A 19,963-nucleotide genomic window follows, 5' to 3' on the forward strand; every position below is an offset into this window, starting at 1 on the left:
CTGGCGTTGGCGGGGTTGCTCAGCGGGCATGAACAGCCGTGCGAAACCTGTGAGTAACGAAGGGGGTGAGCCGTGTGACCGAAGGGGCGGGCATCCGTACGGGGGACGCCGCCGGGGATCTGCCGGACGACCTGACCGCAGCGGAGGCCGGGATGTGGCAGGCCTTCCGCAACGGCAGCGTGTACGACCTGAGCAGCGGGGACACGGTCGTCGACGACCCGCACGGCGGGCATCCGTGGGGCGAGGCGCGGACCGTGCGGGCGCGGATCGTCGCCTGGCTGCTGCTGGCCGGGCCGCCCGCGCTCGCCGGGCGGGTGTCCTCGCTGAAGCTGGTCGGCGTGCGGATCAGCGACACCCTGGACCTCGCGGGCGGCACGGTCGTGCCGTACGTGGAGATGAAGCGCTGCCGCTTCGAGCGGGAGGTGCTGGTGCCGGAGGCGCGGTTCACGACCCTGCGGATGGTGGACTGCTCGGTGCCGCGCCTGGAGGCGGCCCGGGTGCACACCGAGGGCGATCTGCACCTGCCCCGCTGCCGCTTCCACAACGGTGTCCGGCTCACCGACGCGCACATCGGCACGGACCTGCTGCTCAACCAGGCGATCGTCTACCGCGACCGCTCCGGCCGCTCGATCGCCGCCGACGGCTTGACGGTCGGCCAGGACCTCCAGGCGGAGCTGCTGGAGTCGCACGGCGAGCTGAGTCTGCGCAGCGCCAAGATCGGCGTGTCGCTGAGCCTGCGCGGGGCACGGCTGACCAACCCGTACACCCGGCTCGCGCTGAACGCGCCCCAGCTGACCGTGGAACGCTCGCTGTACCTGACCCCGGCCGGCGTCGGCGGCCAGGCGCTGAGCGGCACGACCCCCGCGCGCGGGACGCGCATCCAGCGCTTCGAGTGCCGGGGCGGGGTCCGTCTGGACGACGGGCGGTTCGGGGACGCCGTGGACCTGGAGCGGGCCCGGTTCACCTTCACGGAGGACCAGGAGCTGTCGCTGCGCCGGGTGCAGACGCCCGAGCTGCGCTTCCTCGGGGAGCGGCCGAGCCGCGGCAAGGTGGTGCTGTCGGGCGCCCGGGTGATCAACCTGGTGGACCGGGCGAGCGCCTGGCCGGGCCCCGGCAATCTGCACATGGGCGGCTTCGCGTACGAGAACCTGGTGCCGCAGGGCCCGTTCCCGCTCGCCGAGCGGCTGCGCTGGGTGGCCGCGTCGACCGCCGAGTACGCCCCGGAGCCGTACGAGCGGCTGGCGAGCGTGCTGCGGGCCGGCGGGGAGGACGAGGACGCCCGCGAGGTGCTGCTGGCCAAGCAGCGCCGCCGCCGCGAGACCCTCCCGCCGGCCGCGAAGCTCCTGGGATACGTACAGGACTGGACGGTCGCCTACGGGTACCGGCCGGGCCGTGCGGCGGTGTGGATGGCGGTGCTGTGGGCGGCGAGTTCCCTGGCCTTCGCGCACGCGCCGCATCCGCCCGTCGACCGCGACGGGCACCCGCCCTGGAACCCTGCCCTCTTCGCCCTCGACCTGCTGCTGCCGGTCATCGACCTGGGGCAGGTCGGCCAGTGGCAGCTGCGCGGCGGCTGGCAGTGGCTGTCGGCGGCGCTGATCCTGCTCGGCTGGATCCTGGCGACGACGGTGGCGGCGGGAGCGACGCGGCTGCTGCGCCGGGGCTGATCGCGCCCACACCCGGCCGACGTCGTGCGGTCGGCTGGAACACAGTCGGTGAACAGGAGGTGAACAGTCGCCTTTTACCGGCCCTTGACCCCACGCCGTACAACTTTCCAGACGTTGCCCCAACCCTCTGGCGCAATCTGAACCTGCGGCTTTTCAATAGTCGGCACCATGGCTCTGCTGCCCCCGTTCATCCGTGCCTCCCGGTTCTCCCGGACGGCACGGAACGCCGCCCCCCACAGCGCCGCCGGGCTCCCCGCCGACGACGACGTGCTCCTCGACGTGCCCGACGACCGGCTCGGCCCCGCGCTGGTCGCCGCCGGCCTGGGCGCCTACGCGCCCGCCGCCGAGCTGCTGGCCCACACCCGGGAACGCGCCGAGTGGGAGTACCGCGACCGGTACGCGACCCGGCTGGCGGCCTTCGCGCACTCGCGTCCGGAGTGGTTCGAGGAGTGGCGTGCCGCCGCCCCGCGCGACCCCGACGTGCTGCTCGTCTCCGCCCAGCTCGCGGTGGCCCGCGCCTGGCTGTCGCCGGCCCGGGCCGAGCTGCTGCGCGAGGTGAGCCCGCTGATCACGGCGGCCGCGCAGAGCGACGTCCGCGACCCGGTGCCGTGGCGGATCGCCCTGGACCACGCGCGCGGTGCGCGGGCCGGACACAAGTACTTCGGCGAACTGTGGGCGGCCGCGGTCCGCCGCGCCCCGCACCACTACGGCTGCCATGTGGCCGCCAAGCGCTACCTGGCCGAGTCGTGGCGCGGCTCGCACCGCGAGTGCTTCGACTTCGCCGACCGGGCCGCGCAGGACGCCCCCGCCGGGTCCCTCGTCCAGGCGCTGCCCGCGCGAGCCGCCCTCGCGTACCTGACCGACGGCTGCGGCCCCGAGGTGCCCCGCGAGCGGCTGGAGGCGGCCGCCGACCGCGCCGCCGCGCTCTCCGCGCGCTTCCCGGCCGCCGACCCGTGGCCGGCCGAGATCCGCAACGTCCTGACCTACGTCCTGGTGCGTCTCGGCCGCCGCGACGACGCCCTCGCGCAGCTGTGCCTGATCGGCCCGTACGCCACGTCCTTCCCCTGGGGCCGGCTGTCGGACGACCCCCTCGGCCACTTCCTCGCGGTACGCGAGGAAGTGCGCTCGGGACCGTCGGGGCAGCCTTTGGGGCATCCGGGGAATGGGCACGGCGGACGAGCCCGCCCGCCGGACCATTAGGCTTCTGCGTCGTGACCACCGTCCGCCTGCCGCTCTTCCCCCTGAACTCGGTGTTGTTCCCGGGACTCGTCCTCCCGCTCAACGTCTTCGAGGAGCGCTATCGCGCCATGATGCGCGATCTGCTGAAGACCCCAGAGGACGCATCGCGCCGGTTCGCCGTCGTCGCCATCCGCGACGGCCACGAGGTGGCGCCCAGCGCCCCGGGGCTGCCCGACCAGACGGCGCTGCCCGAGCGCGGCCCCGCCGCCGGCTTCGGAGACGACCCGGTCAAGGCGTTGCACGGCGTCGGCTGCGTGGCCGACGCGGCGACGATCCGCGAGCGGGCCGACGGCACCTTCGAGGTGCTGGCGACGGGCACGACCCGCGTGAAGCTGCTGTCGGTGGACGCCTCGGGCCCGTTCCTGACGGCCGAGCTCCAGGAGCTGCCGGAGGACCCGGGCGACGAGGCGGGCGCCCTCGCCGAGGGCGTGCTGCGGGCCTTCCGCCAGTACCAGAAGCGCCTGGCGGGCGCCCGCGAACGCTCCCTGGCCACGGGCGCGGAACTCCCCGACGACCCCTCGGTCGTGTCGTACCTGGTGGCGGCCGCGATGATGCTGGACACCCCCGCCAAGCAGCGCCTCCTCCAGGCCCCCGACACGGCCTCCCGTCTGCGGGACGAGCTGAAACTGCTTCGCGCGGAGACGGCGATCATCCGTAGCCTGCCCTCGCTGCCCGCGTCGGACCTGACGCGCGGCCCGACGAGTCTCAACTGACGTCACCGAGAAGGCCCGAATGGCGAAGAAGTCGAAGAAGCAGCAGTCCGCAGGCACGCCCGCGACGGTGACCCTGACGGCGGCGGGCGTGGACTTCACGGTCCACGCCTACGACCACGACCCGAGCCACCCGTCCTACGGCGAGGAAGCGGCCGAGGCGATGGGCGTCTCCCCCGACCGGGTCTTCAAGACCCTGGTCGCGGACGTGGACGGCACCCTGACGGTGGCGGTGGTCCCGGTGGCGGGCTCCCTGGACCTGAAGGCCCTGGCATCGGCGGTGGGCGGCAAACGAGCGGCGATGGCCGACCCGACGCTTGCGGAACGCACCACGGGCTACGTCCGGGGCGGCATCTCCCCCCTCGGCCAGCGCAAGAAACTCCCCACGGTCCTGGACGACTCGGCGACGACCCACCCCACGATCTGCGTCTCGGCGGGCCGGAGAGGCCTGGAGGTGGAACTGTCCCCGACGGACCTGGCCAAGCTGACGGAAGCGGTACTGGCACCGATCGGCCGAGGATGAGGCGTTCTGGCCCGTCCGCCCCTTGAGGACGAGGCTCCGCCATCAGGCCGCGTCACCGCACCGGCCGTCACAACCAGCTCGTCCGGCGCTTGAGGACGAGGCCCTTCAGGGCCGACAGCGGTGGGTCTGGGGGCGCAGCCCCCAGGGTGGGAAGGGCAAGGGCGGCGGGGGCGAGGAACGCCCCTACGCCAGGGGCGCCCCGTATCCGTCCTTCGGCACCGGCCCCTGCGGCTGATACGGATCAGGATCCCGAGGCCCGAACAAGGCCGTGAGCCCCAGATGCACCAGCAACCCGGCCAACGACCACGCCAGCAACGCCCCCTTCGCACCGAGCTTCAACGGCGCCGAGAACGTCACCCCCTTGCCCGCGGACCGCGCATGCGCGATCACATCGGACTCGGGCCCGAGCCACACCCCCAGCCGCCACGCCAGCAACGACCCGAGGAACCCCCCGAGAGCGAGAGCGACGACCAGCGGCACTCCCCCACGCCGCCGCCAGGCGAACACCGCCAGCGCGCCCACGGCACCGAACGCCAGGGCCAACAGCGTGAACGTTCCGTCCACCCCGATCGCCTGCTCCCCCTCGGTGTCCTTGAAGTAGACGACCCAGTTGCCTTCCACCAGGTCACCCACCAGCGGCACCTTCGGCGCGAGCCACACCCACAGCGGCCCCAGCAGCGCCCCGGCGAGCGCGACCGCCACCGTGATCACGGCGGCTTCCCGCAGTTCGGTCTTCATCCCGGGCCCGTCCTGTCCGTACGACACGTCGTGGGGCGCGGCGGCCGCCCCCGCGTACCCTCCGGGCGACGGCGGCCAGGCCTCGTGCGGAGAGGGTTCGCGCGGGGACGGTTCGTGCGGCGGCGGAGGCGGAGTCAGCGGTGCGGTCACCCTGACATCGTGCCAGGCCCGCCTGTGCGGCGCGTCACCGGACGGCGGCCCGACGGTACGCCCAGGTGGCGACGGCGAGCGACACGACGCCCACCCCCGCGCACACGGCGAGGTCCCCGAGCACGAAAGCCCAGTCGGGGTCGGCCCGGAAGGTGCGGGCGAACGCCTCGACCCCGTACGTCGACGGCAGCAGGTCGCGGGCGAAGCGCACCGCCTCCGGCATCCGGTCCGGCGGCAGCACGCCCAGCAGCAGCGCGGCCGACATCCCGAGCTGCCCCAGCACGGTGGCCAGCTCCGGCCGCGGCGCGAGCAGCCCGAAGGCCGCCCCGAGCCCGGACAGCGCGGCGCCCGCCAGCGGGATCACGGCCACGAGCACCCACAGATGCGTCAGCGGCAGCCCGAACAGCACGCACCCGAACACGGCCGTCACCAGCGTCCCCGGCACGGTGAACGACGCGTACGCCCCCGCCGCGCCCAGCACCACGGCCGCGGGCGGGACGGGCAGCGTCGCGTAGTGATCCAGACCCCCGCTCGCCCGCAGCTGCCCGAAGTACTGCGCGAGCAGGTTCAGCGCGACGAAGGCGACGACAAGCACCGCGGACCCCGCGACGACGGACTCCGCCTCCCGCCCCCCGTCCACGACGCCCCGCATCATGATCAGGATGCCGACCGACTGGAAGGTCGCCACGAACAGCAGCGGGATGCGCGCCACCCGCGCCCGGGACAGCTGCGCCCGGTACACGGCGACGAGCGACGGCCACAGCCGGGCGCGCGGCGCCAGCTCGGCGGCGGCGGCGCGGGCCGGCTCCGTGACGGCCCGGGTGCTCCCCGGCAGAACCTCGGCGGGTACGACACTCACGTGGCGCTGCTCCTCTTCCCTACGGTTCTCATACCGTCCCATACGGAGATGGCGACCCTCGCGCTCATGCCCGCACCAGCCCCTGCCGTGCCGCCCCACCCAGCGCCAGGTAGACGTCCTCCAGGCTCGGGGTGGCCAGGGTGAAGTCGTCCAGGGCGGCGAAGGCGGCCCCGCCGGTGACGGTGGCGACGACCGCGCGGGCCTCGTCGGGGGCGAGCCGCAGCGTCCAGCGGCGCCCGGACTCCACGGCCCGCTCGCGCAGCGCGGCGACCTCGGGCACGTCCAGCGGCGCCCGCTCCCGCCACACCAGCTCGACCCGCACCTCCCCGGCGACCTGCTCCTTGAGTCCGGACGGGGTGTCACAGGCGATGACCCGGCCCTGGTCGAGGACGGCGACCCGGTCGAGGACGGTCTCCGCCTCGATGACGTTGTGGGTGACGAGCAGCACGGTCGCCCCGCGTTCGGCCCGCCGCCGGTCCACGGCGGCCCACACGGCCCGCCGCGCGACCGGGTCCATCCCGGTGGTCGGCTCGTCCAGCACCAGCAGGGGCCGCTCCCCCACCAGCACGGCGGCGAAGCAGGCCAGCCGCCGCTGCCCGCCGGACAGCTTGCGCAGCGGCCGTCCGGCGATCGGCGTGAGGCCCAGCTCGTCGAGGACGGCGTCCCGCTCCCGGCGGGCCGTGCGCACATCGAGGCCGCGCAGCCGTCCGGTGGTCTCGGCGGCGAGGGAGACGGTGAGTTCGTCGAGGGCGGTGGACTCCTGCCCGAGGTAGGCGAGGATCCGCGCGGCCCGCTCGGGGTGGCGCACGATGTCGTGGCCGAGGATCTCCACGCTGCCCGTGTCCGGCCGCATGAGCCCGGTCATCTGCCGGACGAGGGTGGACTTGCCGGCCCCGTTCGGCCCGAGCAACCCGAAGATCTCACCGCGCCGGATGTCCAGCCGTACGTCGTCGGTGGCCCGGACCTCGGGTGTCGCGGGGGTGCCGCGCCGACCCCGGACGGCGGGATACGTCTTGGTCAGCCCGCGCACGGCACACACGACCTCGTCTTTGTGCCGAATTGCCGGTGCCGCGCGCGTACTCACAAGGGACGAGACTACGGGGTCGGGGACCTCCGCTCGCCTTCGGGGGCGTCCGGGGTGCCCGGTTCAGTCCCCCGCCGGAGCGTGCTCGGCCGCCGTCCGTACGTCGATCTCGCGCCAGAAGCCCGCCCGGATGGCGTACCGGTCGTGTTCGTCGATCTGGTCGTCCTTGTGTGCGAGCAGTCCGAAGCGGGCCGCGTACCGCAGCAGCTCGCCGTCGATGCGGTGCGGGATCCGCGGGTACATGCCCGACAGCTTCTGGAGATGGCTCTGCTCGCCGAGGCGCCCCATCCACCGGCGTGCGAAGACCTGCCCCACCTCATAGGGGTCCCCGCCGACGGTGGTGATGTCCTCCTCGCGGTCGGCCCACCGCTGCTCCGCCGTGGTGAGCTGTGCGAGTGTCGGCATCGAGGCGACCTCGGAGGGTTCGGCGGCGCCGCCGGGGCGGTCGACCCAGCCCTTGTCGGAGGACCAGCGCAGGGTCGCGGTGGTGGGGTGCTGGACGGCCCGGTCGCCGGGTGCGCGCAGGGCGGCCAGATCCTTGGGGGTCGGGACGCCCTTGGGGGCGGCGGCGCGCTCCTGCGCGCCGTTCTCGGAGGCGCCGGCCGCGGAGGTGTGCTCGGCCTCCTCGGCGGTCCGCTCGGCGGCGCGGGCGAGGCCGGAGTCGGGCAGCGGCGCGGAGAGGATCGCCGCGATCTCGGGGCGGGGCGCGGGCGGCGGCGCGCAGATCCCGCCGGTCTCCTTGGCGCGGACGGCCTTGGTGATCCACGTACGGTCCAGGACGCGCCGCTCGTCGGCCTCGGCGACGAGGTCCTCGGACTGGTTGTAGTCGCCGTCGGCGGCCTGGACGGCCCACAGGTGGACGGCGACGCCGTGCTCCTTGGCGGCCATCATGCCGGGCAGCAGGTCGCCGTCGCCGGTGACGAGGACGACGTCGGAGCAGGCCCGGTTGCGGGCCAGCTCGGTCAGCTCGGCGTGCATGGCCGCGTCGACGCCCTTCTGGGCCCAGCGGCCGTCGCTGCGGGTGAGGGCGCCCAGCCGGACGGTCACCCGGGGCATCACGCGCAGCCGGCGGTGTTCGGGCTGGGGGACGCGGTCCGGGGCGCCGTCGAACCAGTAGATGCGCAGCAGTGGCCGCTCGGTCTCGGACTCGGCCTGTTCGCGCAGGCCCTGGACGAGGGCGGAGTGATCCACGGTGATCCGGGACCGCGAGGGCTCTCCGGCAAGGAGACTGGCGGCGGCCCCCAGCAGATACCCGGCGTCCACCAGGACGATGCAGCGGTCCACACGACTCACCCTCTTTACGGGAGGTTTGCTTTGGGCTTCCTTCGAGTCTGCCCGACCTGACGGGGGTTAACGGCCCGAACTCGATCTTCGGCGTGGCGTTTCCAGCACTTCCACTCCGACAACACCTGTTACAGACGGTAATTATCCGAAATGCGTCGCAAGTCAGCCTATGTGAATCTGGTCCCGTCTCTGGCCCCCAGATCCCCTCAGGAGGCAGATCACCATGGCCAAGAACAAGAAACAGGATCGTAAGCAGCCGCAGTCCGAGCGTGGTCAGCAGGCGGCACAGCAGTCCTCGGTGCAGGAGCAGGCCGAGCAGCGCATCTCACAGGTGACGCCTGCCGATGTCGCCCGCAAGGGCCGGCAGAAGCGCTTCGGCCACAACTGACGTCCGCAGGGCAGGTTGTTGCAGCCCAGGCACGCCGAGGGGCGCATCCGAATCCGGATGCGCCCCTCGCGCTTCACTCGCGTCAGCCTCGGCTCATCAGTCCGTCAGCCCGCCAGACAGGACGGGCCGAGCAGCACCTTCAGGTCGCCGAACAGCGCGGGGTCGGGCTTGACCCGGTGCCGGTCCAGGCGCAGGACGGTCGTCTTCGTCGGGCCCTGGAGCCTGATCCGGACCTCGCTGTCGCCCCGGTGGTGGGTGAGGATCTCGCCGAGGCGGCTGATCATCGGCGGGGTGACCCGGGTGGCCGGGATGGTGAGGATCACGGGCGCGTTGGTGCCCGCGTTCGACAGGTCCGGGACCTGGAGCTCCATGGCGACGAGCCGCGGCACGTCCTCGCGCTTGTCGAGACGGCCCTTGACGAAGACGACGGCGTCCTCGACGAGTTGGGTCGAGACGAGCTGGTAGGTCGCGGGGAAGAACATGCACTCGATGGAGCCGGCGAGGTCCTCGACGGTCGCGATCGCCCAGGCGTTGCCCTGCTTGGTCATCTTGCGCTGGAGGCCCGAGATGATGCCGCCGATGGTCACCACCGCGCCGTCCGCGTGCTCACCTCCGGTGAGCTGGGCGATGCCCGCGTCGGCCTTGTCGGACAGCACGTGCTCCAGACCGAACAGGGGGTGGTCGGAGACGTACAGACCGAGCATCTCCCGCTCCTGGGCGAGCAGATAGGTCTTCTCCCACTCGTCGGTCGTGAACTCGACGTCGAGGCCGAAGCCGGGCTCGCTCGTCTCCTCCTCGCCCATGCCGCCGAAGAGGTCGAACTGGCCCTCGGCCTCCTTGCGCTTGACCGCCACCACGTTGTCGATCATCGGCTCGAACTGTGCGGTGAGGCCCTTGCGGGTGTGGCCGAGGGTGTCGAACGCGCCCGCCTTGATCAGCGATTCCGTGGTCCGCTTGTTGCAGGCGACCGCCTCGACCTTGTCGAGGTAGTCGGGGAAGGAGGCGTACTTCCCCTTGGCCTTGCGGCTCCTGATGATCGACTCGACCACGTTCGTACCGACGTTGCGCACGGCCTCGAGGCCGAAGAGGATCACGTCGTCGCCCTGGGCGGCGAAGTTGTGCACCGACTCGTTGACGTTCGGCGGGAGCACCTTGATACCCATGCGCCGGCACTCGTTGAGGTAGACGGCCGACTTGTCCTTGTCGTCCTTGACCGACGTGAGCAGCCCGGCCATGTACTCGGCGGGGTGGTTCGCCTTCAGATAGGCGGTCCAGTAAGAGACCAGGCCGTACGCGGCGGAGTGCGCCTTGTTGAAGGCATAGCCGGCGAAGGGGACCAGCACGTCCCACAGGGCCTGGATGGCCTCGTCGCTGTAGCCGTTCTTCTTGGCGCCGGCCTGGAAGATGGTGAAGTTCTTCGCCAGCTCGTCGGGCTTCTTCTTGCCCATCACGCGGCGGAGGATGTCGGCCTCGCCGAGCGAGTACCCGGCGATGATCTGGGCGGCCTTCTGCACCTGCTCCTGGTAGACGATCAGACCGTAGGTGACCGCGAGGACCTCTTCGAGCGGCTCCTCGAGCTCCTTGTGGATCGGGGTGATCTCCTGGAGCTTGTTCTTGCGCAGCGCGTAGTTGGTGTGCGAGTCCATGCCCATCGGGCCCGGACGGTAGAGCGCGGAGACGGCGGAGATGTCTTCGAAGTTGTCGGGCTTCATCAGGCGCAGCAGCGAGCGCATGGGGCCGCCGTCGAACTGGAAGACGCCGAGGGTCTCGCCGCGCTGGAGCAGTTCGAAGGTCTTCGGATCGTCGAGCGGCAGGGCCAGCAGGTCCAGGTCGATGCCCTTGTTGGACTTCACCATCTTGACGGCGTCGTCCATGATCGTCAGGTTGCGCAGGCCGAGGAAGTCCATCTTCAGCAGGCCGAGCGACTCGCACTGCGGGTAGTCCCACTGCGTGATGGTCACGCCGTCCGTGTGCCGGACCCAGATGGGGGCGTGGTCCACGATGGGCTCGCTGGACATGATCACGCCGGCGGCGTGCACACCCATCTGCCGGACCAGGCCCTCGACGCCCTTGGCGGTGTCGATGACCTTCTTGACGTCCGGCTCGTTCTCGTACATCGCCCGGATCTCGCCCGCCTCGCTGTAGCGCGGGTGCGAGGGGTCGGTGATGCCGTTGAGGTCGATGCCCTTGCCCAGGACGTCGGCGGGCATCGCCTTGGTGAGGCGGTCGCCCATCGCGTACGGGTAGCCCAGCACGCGCGCGGAGTCCTTGATCGCGTTCTTGGCCTTGATCTTGCCGTACGTGCCGATCATGGCGACCTTGTCGGCGCCGTACTTCTCCGTCACGTACCGGATCACCTCGACGCGCCTGCGCTCGTCGAAGTCGATGTCGACATCCGGCATGGAGACGCGCTCGGGGTTGAGGAACCGCTCGAAGATCAGGCCGTGCGGGATCGGGTCGAGGTCGGTGATGCCCATGGCGTACGCGACGATCGAGCCGGCCGCGGAGCCTCGGCCGGGGCCGACCGCGATGCCGTTCTCCTTGGCCCACATGATGAAGTCGGCGACGACGAGGAAGTAGCCCGGGAACCCCATCTGGATGATGACGTCCATCTCGTACTCGACCTGCTTCTGCCGGTCCTCGGGGACACCGCCCGGGAAGCGGCGGTCCATGCCCCGGCGGACCTCCTCCTTGAACCAGGTGACCTCGGTGAAGCCCTCCGGGATGTCGAACTTCGGCATGAGGTTCTTCGCCTCGAACATGCCGGTGGTGTCGATCTGCTCGGCGACCAGGAGGGTGTTGGCGCAGCCCTCCTGCCAGGCGTCCGAGGAGTCGATGGCGTACATCTCGTCCGTGGACTTCAGGTAGTAGCCGGTGCCGTCGAACTTGAAGCGGTCGGGGTCGGAGAGGTTCTTGCCGGTCTGGATGCACAGCAGGGCGTCGTGCGCGGTCGCCTCGTGCGCGTACGTGTAGTGCGAGTCGTTCGTCACCAGGGGCGGGATGCCGAGCTTCTTGCCGATGTCGAGCAGGCCGTCGCGGACCCGGCGCTCGATCTCGATGCCGTGGTCCATCAGCTCCAGGAAGTAGCGGTCCTTGCCGAAGATGTCCTGGTAGTCGGAGGCCGCCTTCAGGGCCTCGTCGTACTGGCCGAGGCGCAGCCGGGTCTGGAGCTCGCCGGAGGGGCAGCCGGTGGAGGCGATGAGCCCCTCGGACCACTGGGAGATGGTCTCCTTGTCCATCCGGGGCCACTTCTGCAGCCAGCCCTCGGCGTACGCGTCCGAGGAGAGCCGGAAGAGGTTGTGCAGGCCCGTCGCGTTCGCCGCCCAGATCGTCTTGTGGGTGTAGCCGCCGGAGCCGGAGACGTCGTCGCGCTTCTGGTGCGGCTGACCCCACTGGATCTTGCGCTTGTTGCGCCGCGACTCGGGCGCGACATAGGCCTCGATCCCGATGATCGGGGTGACTCCGGCCTTCTTCGCGGAATGGAAGAAGTCGTACGCCCCGTGGAGGTTGCCGTGGTCGGACATGGCGATATGGGTCATGCCCATCTCGTTGCACGCGTTGAACATGTCCTTCAGCCGCGCGGCACCGTCCAGCAGCGAGTACTGGGTGTGGACGTGCAGGTGCGTGAACGGCGGCTTTGACACGGCGTGGCCTCCATGGAAAACACTCGGCGACAGGCTGGCGGACAGTCTGGGGGACAGCGTCGAAGTCTATGCCTCGGCACTGACAATCGTCGGGCACTCCCGAGTACCTTCGAGCGTTGCAAGATGACGGACGGCCGTCCGGGGGACGACGGCACATCCGTCCCACACGTCACGCTCCACCCGTACCAGGAGGCACCCAGCGATGTCGGTTCCGCAGCTCAACGACGAGCACCGCGGCGAGGAGATCCTCGCCGTCTTCGACACCGCGTTCGGCGAGCTCCTGGCCGCCGACCCGGCCGCGTTCCGCGTGAAGTTCCGGAAGATGGCGGCCTCGGCGTTCGCGTTCTACCGGGGCACGGCGGGCCTCTTCTACCACGACCTCGACGCGGAGAAGCGGGGCGGCCCCTTCCTGGACGAGCGCACCTCGCGCGTGTGGATCCACGGCGACCTGCACGCGGAGAACTTCGGCACGTACATGGACGCCACGGGCCGGCTGATCTTCAACGTCAACGACTTCGACGAGGCGTACGTCGGCCCCTTCACCTGGGACCTCAAGCGCCTCTCCGCCTCCCTCGCCCTCATCGGCTACGCGAAGGCGCTCAGCGACGAGCAGATCAGCGAGCTGGTCGAGGTCTACGCGGGCGCGTACCGCGAGCGCATCCACGCGCTGGCCACCGGCGCCAAGAGCGACGAGGTGCCGCCCTTCACCCTGGACACCGCCCAGGGCCCGCTCCTCGACGCGCTGCGCGACGCCCGCTCCCTGACCCGCTTCGGGCTGCTGGACTCCATGACCGAGATCCGTGACTTCGAGCGCCGCTTCGCGCCGGGCGGCGGCTCCATCGAGCTGGACGCGGCCACCCGCTACAAGGTCCTCGCCGCCTTCGACGGCTACCTGGAGACGCTGCCGGAGACGTCGCTGGCCCGCCCGGACTCCTACCGGGTGAAGGACGTCGTCGGGCGCCGCGGCATCGGTATCGGCTCGGCCGGCCTGCCGTCGTACAACATCCTCCTGGAGGGCCACAGCGACGCCCTGGAGAACGATGTCGTGATCTACATCAAGCAGGCCCAGACCCCGGCGGTCTCCCGGCACATCACCGACCCGGCGATCCGCGGCTACTTCCAGCACGAGGGGCACCGCACGGTGATCTCCCAGCGCGCCCTCCAGGCGCACGCCGACCCGTGGCTGGGCTGGACCGAGCTGGGCGGCGCGGGCCAGCTGGTCGCCGAGGTCTCGCCGTACGCGGTCGACCTGGACTGGGGTGACATCGACGACCCGGAGGAGATCGCGGGCGTCGTCGCCGACCTCGGCCGGGCCACGGCCACCATGCACGCGGCGGCGGACGACCAGTCCGGCGAGTCCCTCGTCCCGTTCTCCACGGAGCGGGCCATCGACGCGGCGATCGCGGCCGACGAGGAGGGCTTCGCGCCCCTGCTGGTCGACTTCGCGCACACCTACGGCGCACGCGCGCGTGCCGACCACCAGATCTTCGTCGACCTGTTCCGCAACGGCCGGATTCCAGGTCTCTAACAGTCCGCTGCTCACAGCGACCCTTTAGCGGTCTCTTACAGGAGTACGTGACACACTCTCCTCCGCTATGGACATATCCGGGACCCGCCTCAGAGCCGTACGCGCGGCGCTGTTCACGGCACTCGTCGTGACGCTCAGCACCGCGTCGCACGTCCTGCTGTCGCGGGCCCCGCTGCCGCTCAACACGGTGGCCGCCGTCGCGGCCGCCGTGTTCGTCCTCGCGTACGCCCTCGCGGGCCGCGAGTGCGGCTTCGGGCGGATCGCCGCCCTGCTGATCCCGCTCGAGCTGGCGGCCGACACCGTCTTCACCACCGGCCAGCACGTCTGTTACGGCCGGGCCGGCGGCCCGGTCGCCGGCCCGCTGGCCTCGGTCGGCTGGGACGTGCTGTGCGGCGACGGCACGCCCGTAGGCAGCCCGCTGGCCCAGGTCACCGGCACCGACACCGACAGGCTCGGCGGGCTTCTCGCCCACGCCGACCCGGCCACCGCGTGGCTGCTGCTCGGCGCGCACGTCTGCGTCGGCCTGATCGCGGCCGCCTGGCTGCGCCGGGGCGAGCGGGCACTGGCCCAGCTGCTGCGGGCGGCGACCGCGACCACCTTCCGGCCGCTGCTGCTGGCCGTCGCCGCCGTGACCGTACGACGCTCCCCGGCGGCCCGCCGCCTGCCGCGGCCCGCGCGCCGTACGACCACCGTCCGCGAGCGGATCCTCGTGCACTCCCTGGGACGGCGTGGACCGCCGTGCTCGGTCGCCGCGGTCTGAACAGACCAGCACGTCTGCACAGACCAGCACCTCTGCACAGACCCGGGCAGCTGAGCACCACCTCAGTCCCCCAGTCCCCACACGAACTTCCGCGTACCACGTGTGCGCGTCCATTTGGAGAACACCATGAGCAAGCGGAACAGCGCGGCGGCGAAGACGGCGGCCCGGGAGCGGCTGCGCATCGAGCGCGAGCGCGAGGCCAAGCGGGCCAAGGTCAGGCGGCAGATCATCGTCGCCTGCTCGGCCGTCGGCGTGCTGGCCCTGGCCGGCGGCATAGGCTACGCCGTCGTCCAGGCGAACAAGCCCAGCTACTGGGACGCGGCGAAGGACGCCAAGGTCGTCGCTCCCGCCAACACGTCGGGTTCCAAGGGCACCACCGTGGTCATCGGCAAGAGCACTGCGAAGAAGACCCTCAAGGTCTACGAGGACCCGCGCTGTCCCGTGTGCGCGCAGTTCGAGCAGACCGTCGGCCCGACCTTGAAGAAGGACCTCGACGCCGGCAAGTACAAGTTCCAGTACATCGGCGCCACGTTCATCGACAACAAGGACAACGGCGAGGGCTCCAAGAACGCGCTGAGCGCCCTGGGCGCCGCGCTGAACGTCAGCTCCGAGGCGTTCCTCGAGTACAAGACCGCGCTGTACTCGGCGAAGTGGCACCCGGACGAGACGACCGACAAGTTCAAGGACGACGCCTATCTCATCAAGGTCGCGAACACCGTGACCGCGCTGAAGGACAACACCAAGTTCCAGGACGCGGTCAAGAAGGGCACCTACGACGCCTGGGCGATGGCCATGTCGAAGACGTTCGACGACAACAAGGAGGGCGTGAACGGCACGCCGGGCTTCGTCATGGACGGCAAGCAGCTCAACGGCGGCAACCCGCTGCTGACGGTGGCCGACTTCGAGAAGGTGGTGGGCGAGGCTCTCAAGGGCTGACGCCGACGGGGAATCCCAGCCTCCGCGTGAAGAGCGGGCGAACATTCCAAGTTCGCCCGCTCTCCGCGCATACCGATCAGTAACCTGATCGGTCGTGACCAGTCGATACAGATCATCCGAGGCGCCCCAGGGCCCCAACTCCCCTTCGCCCCGCCGACGTACGGTCGTCAAGGCCGCGGCGGCGACCGCTGTCCTGGCCGGCCCGCTCGCCGCCGCGCTCCCGGCCCGCGCCGCCGCGGACACTCCGGCCTTCCTGCACGGTGTCGCCTCCGGCGACCCGCTGCCCGACGGCGTGCTGCTGTGGACCCGCGTGACGCCCACCGCCGAGGCGATACCCGGCTCCGGGCTCGGCCCCGACACCGAGGTGAGCTGGGTCGTCGCCCGGGACAAGGCGCTGACGAACATCGTCGCCAAGGGCTCCACCACCGCCACGGCCGCGACCGACCACACCGTCAAGGCCGACATCCGCGGCCTGGCGCCCGCGACCGACTACTACTTCCGTTTCTCGGCCGGCGGCACCGACTCCCCGATGGCGCGCACCCGCACCGCGCCGGCGGCGGACGCGGCCGTGACGGGCCTGCGCTTCGGCGTGGTCTCCTGCGCCAACTGGGAGGCCGGCTACTTCTCCTCGTACCGTCACCTCGCGGCCCGCGGCGACCTGGACGCCTGGCTGCATCTCGGCGACTACATCTACGAGTACGGCACCGGCGAGTACGGCGCCCGCGGGACGGTGGTCCGCCAGACGGCGCCCACGCACGAGATCCTCACGCTCGCCGACTACCGCACCCGGCACGGCAAGTACAAGACGGACCCGGACCTGCAGGCCCTGCACGCCAAGGCGCCGGTCGTCGCGATCTGGGACGACCACGAGTTCGCCAACGACACCTGGTCGGGCGGCGCGGAGAACCACACCGAGGGCACCGAGGGCGCCTGGCCGGCCCGTCAGGCGGCCGCCAAGCAGGCCTACTTCGAGTGGATGCCGGTCCGCCCGGCCATCGCCGGCACCACCTACCGCCGGCTGCGCTTCGGCAAGCTCGCCGACCTGTCCCTGCTGGACCTGCGCTCGTTCCGCTCGCAGCAGGTCGCCGTCGGCAACGGCACCGTCGACGACCCGGACCGTACGATCACCGGGCGCGCCCAACTGGACTGGCTGAAGGCCGGCCTGAAGACGTCCGACACCACCTGGCGGCTGGTCGGCAACTCGGTGATGATCTCCCCGTTCGCCATCGGCTCGCTCTCCGCGGACCTGCTCAAGCCGCTCGCCAAGCTGCTCGGCCTGCCGCAGGAGGGCCTCGCCCTCAACACCGACCAGTGGGACGGCTACACCGACGACCGTCGCGAACTCCTCGCCCACCTGCGCTCCAACGCCATCGGCAACACCGTCTTCCTGACCGGTGACATCCACATGGCGTGGGCGAACGACGTGCCGGTGGACGCGGGCACCTACCCCCTGTCGGCCTCGGCCGCCACTGAGTTCGTGGTCACCTCGGTGACCTCCGACAACCTCGACGACATCGTGAAGGTCCCCGAGGGCACCCTCACCGCGATCGCCTCCCCGATCATCCGGGCGGCCAACCGGCACGTCCACTTCGTCGACACCGACCGGCACGGCTACGGCGTCCTGGACATCACCGCCGAGCGCGCGCAGATGGACTACTACGTCCTGTCCGACCGCACGAACGCCGAGGCGACCTCGGCCTGGGCTCGTTCGTACCGCACGCGCACCGGCACACAGAAGGTCGAGCGCACCTACGACCCCGTATAGAAAATAATTCCGAACGAAGCCAGGAAGATCTTGCTGGCGTCGCACGCGCAGACGGACCGTCATGTTGACGGTCCGTCAGTTTTATGACGATTGGAGTCACATGGCCACCCCCCAAAGTGTCCTGACGAAGACCGCAGTGCTCGGCGCCGCCCTTGTCCTCGCCGGACTCACCACCACGTCTGCCGAGGCGCAGGAAGCCACGGCGGCAGCGGCACCGGCATTCGTCAACCTGACCACCGCCGAAAGCTCTCCCATATACGCCCAGCCCAGCTCCTCGTCGACGAGGTACAGCACGCAGCCGCGAGGCACGACCCTGCGGATCCAGTGCTCGACCTACCAGACCCCCTCGGGGAACCTGTGGTACAGGATCTACGACTCCCAGCCGACGGCCTGGGTGTGGTCCGGCCACTTCCCGTCGCAGGTGCACCGGCCCAAGGAGTGCTTCCCGGGCTAGGGTCTCCGACGTTCCACAACGCCGCTGGTCGCAGTTGACCGAAGGTGAACAGACGGGCCCGGGTCATCCGCCGGATGGCCCGGGCCCGTCGGCCGGAAGCCTGTCGCCCCGGTGCCGCGGACCGCTACAGCGTTTGGAGGAAGCCGAGCGCCACCCGCCAGGTGGCCTCGGCGGCCTCCCCGTCGTAGTCGGGCAGGTCGGGGTCGGTGTACAGGTGCCCGGCGCCCGCGTACCGGTAGATCTCCACGTCGGCACCGGCTCTGCCCATCTGCAGATACCAGGCGCTCAGCCAGTCGTCGGTCTCGAACGGGTCCGGCTCCGCGACATGCAGCTGCACGGGGAGGCCGTCCACCGAGACGTTCGGCGCGAGGTCCGAGGTGCCGTGCAGGAGCAGCAGGCCGCGCGCCTTGTCGTCGCCGAGGGCGAGGGTCTGCGCGATCGACGCGCCCAACGAGAACCCGGAGTACACCAGCCCGCGCTCCGAGTAGGGCGCGGCGGCCAGGACGGCTCTCTTCAGCAGCTCGTCCTTGCCGATCTCCTCGTTGTGGGCCATGCCCTCCTCGACCGTGTCGAACGTGCGCCCCGCGAAGAGGTCCGGCGTCCACACCTCATGCCCGGCGGCGCGCAGCCGGTCCGCCGCCGCGCGCACCGCGGGCCGAAGACCATAGGTCGAGTGAAAAAGCATGATGTTCATGCGCCCATGGTGCCAGCGTCTCTGATCAGCTTGGCGATCCCATGCAAGACGTGGTGTCCGGCATGGGTCGTGCCCACCGTGGAGGGGTGGCGTGGGCGTGCAGGCGGAATCCTGCGCCCAGTGCTGCTCCTCGTGGCCGGTGCCGGCCGGATGGGGGTGCCCCCGGACGGAGTCCGGGGGAGAGTGCGCTGATCGTCGTCACGCTCTGGTGCGGGTGGGCCGCGCGGGGCAACCGGGGCCGGTCCGTTGGTGCGTGTCCCTGCGGACGCTTGCCCGCCGGACCCGAGGGTCCGGCGGGGGAGGGCGCCCTGCGTCGCCTGGGCGCGGAGCGTGCGGAAAGGCGTGAGCCTGCACTGACAACGCCATGCGTGTGCCTCCTCACAGAAGTCGCATGTTCAAGGTCCCATGGACCCGGTTACGTTCGAAGGCATGGAGAACCTGCTCCGGCCCGTGATCGTGGTCGGCGGTTCGGTCGTGCTGACAGTCCTCATCGGCTGGGCCACCGACCGTCTGCTGTCCAAGGCCGACCGACGCCACCCCGAGACCCCGATGTGGGGGCTGCTGCGCCGTGGCCGCATCCCGTACCAGCTCGTGCTGTGCGCGGCGATGCTGAGAGGGTCCTACGACGAGGCGCAGCTGCTGGAGGACCACCGGACCGGCATCGGCCAGGCCCTCACCCTGGTGCTGATCGGCGCGGCGGCGTGGCTGGTGATCCGGATCGCGGGGGCGATCGTGGAGACGTCGTACTCGCGCTACGCGCGCATGCACCGCGATCCGGCCCGGGTCCGACGGGTGCGGACCCAGGTGTCGCTGATCATGCGGGTGGTGGCGGCCGTCGTCGGCGTGGTGGCCGTGGCCGCGATGCTGCTGACGTTCCCCGCCATGCGCGCGGCGGGCGCCTCGCTGCTGGCCTCGGCCGGCATCCTCGGCATCGTCGCCGGTGTGGCCGCCCAGTCGACGCTGAGCAACATGTTCGCCGGGCTGCAGATCGCCTTCGGCGACATGGTGCGCATCGGCGACACCGTGGTGGTGGACGGCGAGTGGGGCACGGTCGAGGAGATCACCCTGACCTTCCTGACCGTGCGCACCTGGGACGAGCGCCGGATCACGATGCCGGTGTCGTACTTCACCTCCAAGCCGTTCGAGAACTGGTCGCGCGGCACCCCGCAGATGACCGGCATCGTCTACTTCCACGTCGACCACACGGCGCCGATCGACGCGATGCGCGAGAAGCTGCGCGACATCCTGCGCGAGTGCCCCGCCTGGGACGGCCGCGCCTGCGGCCTGGACGTCACGGACACCACCCCCAACACCATGCAGGTGCGGGCCCTGGTCACGGCGAAGGACGCCGACGACATCTGGACGGTGCGGGTCACCGTCCGCGAGCAGATGGTGCGCTGGCTGGCCCGGGAGCACCCGTACGCGCTCCCGAGGGTCAACACGGCGGACGCGACCCCGCCGCCGGGCGGACACCTCCCCCGGCAGTCCTCCTCCCGGGACGGGATCGCCTCCCCGGACGGGGCCGCCCGCCGCCTGTGAGGCG

Annotated in this window: 17 protein-coding genes; 11 read left to right on the forward strand and 6 right to left on the reverse strand. The window is 71.1% G+C overall.

Annotated elements, in window-relative coordinates; translation table 11 throughout:
- Positions 1–74 precede the first annotated feature (74 nt).
- The 4 genes from OG289_RS14475 to ybaK all read left to right on the forward strand — a co-directional run bounded on the left by OG289_RS14475 (position 75) and on the right by ybaK (position 4,136).
- Positions 75–1,664 carry an oxidoreductase gene (locus tag OG289_RS14475; RefSeq protein ID WP_327314411.1) on the forward strand — a complete coding sequence of 530 codons (1,590 nt, stop codon included), beginning with the start codon at positions 75–77 and terminating at the stop codon, positions 1,662–1,664.
- Positions 1,665–1,820: 156 nt separating this feature from the next.
- Positions 1,821–2,864, forward strand: coding sequence for a hypothetical protein (locus tag OG289_RS14480; protein ID WP_327320675.1), 1,044 nt, complete (start codon positions 1,821–1,823; stop codon positions 2,862–2,864).
- A gap of 11 nt (positions 2,865–2,875) precedes the next feature.
- Positions 2,876–3,616 carry an LON peptidase substrate-binding domain-containing protein gene (locus OG289_RS14485; RefSeq protein WP_327314412.1) on the forward strand — a complete coding sequence of 247 codons (741 nt, stop codon included), beginning with the start codon at positions 2,876–2,878 and terminating at the stop codon, positions 3,614–3,616.
- Between the two features lie 19 nt (positions 3,617–3,635).
- Positions 3,636–4,136 (forward strand): Cys-tRNA(Pro) deacylase, encoded by a 501-nt coding sequence (gene ybaK / locus OG289_RS14490; RefSeq protein ID WP_327314413.1) that lies wholly within the window; start codon positions 3,636–3,638, stop codon positions 4,134–4,136.
- A gap of 183 nt (positions 4,137–4,319) precedes the next feature.
- Here ybaK and OG289_RS14495 read toward each other — a convergent pair whose 3' ends face one another.
- The 4 genes from OG289_RS14495 to OG289_RS14510 all read right to left on the reverse strand — a co-directional run bounded on the left by OG289_RS14495 (position 4,320) and on the right by OG289_RS14510 (position 8,251).
- Positions 4,320–5,024, reverse strand: coding sequence for a DUF2567 domain-containing protein (locus tag OG289_RS14495; protein WP_327314414.1), 705 nt, complete (start codon positions 5,022–5,024; stop codon positions 4,320–4,322).
- Between the two features lie 34 nt (positions 5,025–5,058).
- Positions 5,059–5,883: an ABC transporter permease gene (locus OG289_RS14500; protein ID WP_327314415.1), complete on the reverse strand. Its 825-nt coding sequence runs from the start codon at positions 5,881–5,883 to the stop codon at positions 5,059–5,061.
- Between the two features lie 64 nt (positions 5,884–5,947).
- Entirely contained in the window at positions 5,948–6,922 is a 975-nt protein-coding gene (locus tag OG289_RS14505) for an ABC transporter ATP-binding protein (RefSeq protein WP_327314416.1), read from the reverse strand.
- Positions 6,923–7,030: 108 nt separating this feature from the next.
- Complete coding sequence (locus OG289_RS14510; protein ID WP_327314417.1) at positions 7,031–8,251, reverse strand: NYN domain-containing protein; 1,221 nt, start codon at positions 8,249–8,251, stop codon at positions 7,031–7,033.
- A 223-nt stretch (positions 8,252–8,474) separates the two neighbouring features.
- Here OG289_RS14510 and OG289_RS14515 point away from each other — a divergent pair, with 223 nt between their 5' ends.
- Positions 8,475–8,639, forward strand: coding sequence for a hypothetical protein (locus OG289_RS14515; protein ID WP_327314418.1), 165 nt, complete (start codon positions 8,475–8,477; stop codon positions 8,637–8,639).
- Positions 8,640–8,743: 104 nt separating this feature from the next.
- On the opposite strand, the gene dnaE is transcribed toward OG289_RS14515, so the two are convergent.
- Positions 8,744–12,283 carry a DNA polymerase III subunit alpha gene (dnaE, locus tag OG289_RS14520; protein WP_327314419.1) on the reverse strand — a complete coding sequence of 1,180 codons (3,540 nt, stop codon included), beginning with the start codon at positions 12,281–12,283 and terminating at the stop codon, positions 8,744–8,746.
- 202 nt (positions 12,284–12,485) lie between these two features.
- Here dnaE and OG289_RS14525 point away from each other — a divergent pair, with 202 nt between their 5' ends.
- From OG289_RS14525 to OG289_RS14545, 5 genes are all read left to right on the forward strand, one after another.
- Positions 12,486–13,811 carry a DUF2252 domain-containing protein gene (locus OG289_RS14525; protein WP_327314420.1) on the forward strand — a complete coding sequence of 442 codons (1,326 nt, stop codon included), beginning with the start codon at positions 12,486–12,488 and terminating at the stop codon, positions 13,809–13,811.
- Positions 13,812–13,878: 67 nt separating this feature from the next.
- Positions 13,879–14,571, forward strand: coding sequence for a hypothetical protein (locus OG289_RS14530; RefSeq protein WP_327314421.1), 693 nt, complete (start codon positions 13,879–13,881; stop codon positions 14,569–14,571).
- Positions 14,572–14,697: 126 nt separating this feature from the next.
- Positions 14,698–15,507: a thioredoxin domain-containing protein gene (locus OG289_RS14535; RefSeq protein WP_327314422.1), complete on the forward strand. Its 810-nt coding sequence runs from the start codon at positions 14,698–14,700 to the stop codon at positions 15,505–15,507.
- A 94-nt stretch (positions 15,508–15,601) separates the two neighbouring features.
- On the forward strand, positions 15,602–17,272 hold the full coding sequence (locus OG289_RS14540; RefSeq protein WP_327314423.1) for an alkaline phosphatase D family protein: 1,671 nt from the start codon (positions 15,602–15,604) through the stop codon (positions 17,270–17,272).
- A 100-nt stretch (positions 17,273–17,372) separates the two neighbouring features.
- Positions 17,373–17,726, forward strand: a complete 354-nt coding sequence (locus tag OG289_RS14545; RefSeq protein WP_327314424.1) for an SH3 domain-containing protein — start codon at positions 17,373–17,375, stop codon at positions 17,724–17,726.
- A 124-nt stretch (positions 17,727–17,850) separates the two neighbouring features.
- Here the strand turns inward: OG289_RS14545 and OG289_RS14550 are convergent, their stop codons facing one another.
- Positions 17,851–18,420, reverse strand: coding sequence for a dienelactone hydrolase family protein (locus tag OG289_RS14550; RefSeq protein ID WP_327314426.1), 570 nt, complete (start codon positions 18,418–18,420; stop codon positions 17,851–17,853).
- Positions 18,421–18,849: 429 nt separating this feature from the next.
- On the opposite strand from OG289_RS14550, the gene OG289_RS14555 reads away from it, so the two are divergent.
- On the forward strand, positions 18,850–19,959 hold the full coding sequence (locus OG289_RS14555) for a mechanosensitive ion channel family protein (protein WP_327314427.1): 1,110 nt from the start codon (positions 18,850–18,852) through the stop codon (positions 19,957–19,959).
- Positions 19,960–19,963 lie beyond the last annotated feature (4 nt).

This window comes from Streptomyces sp. NBC_01235, from assembly GCF_035989285.1.
GTDB lineage: Bacteria > Actinomycetota > Actinomycetes > Streptomycetales > Streptomycetaceae > Streptomyces.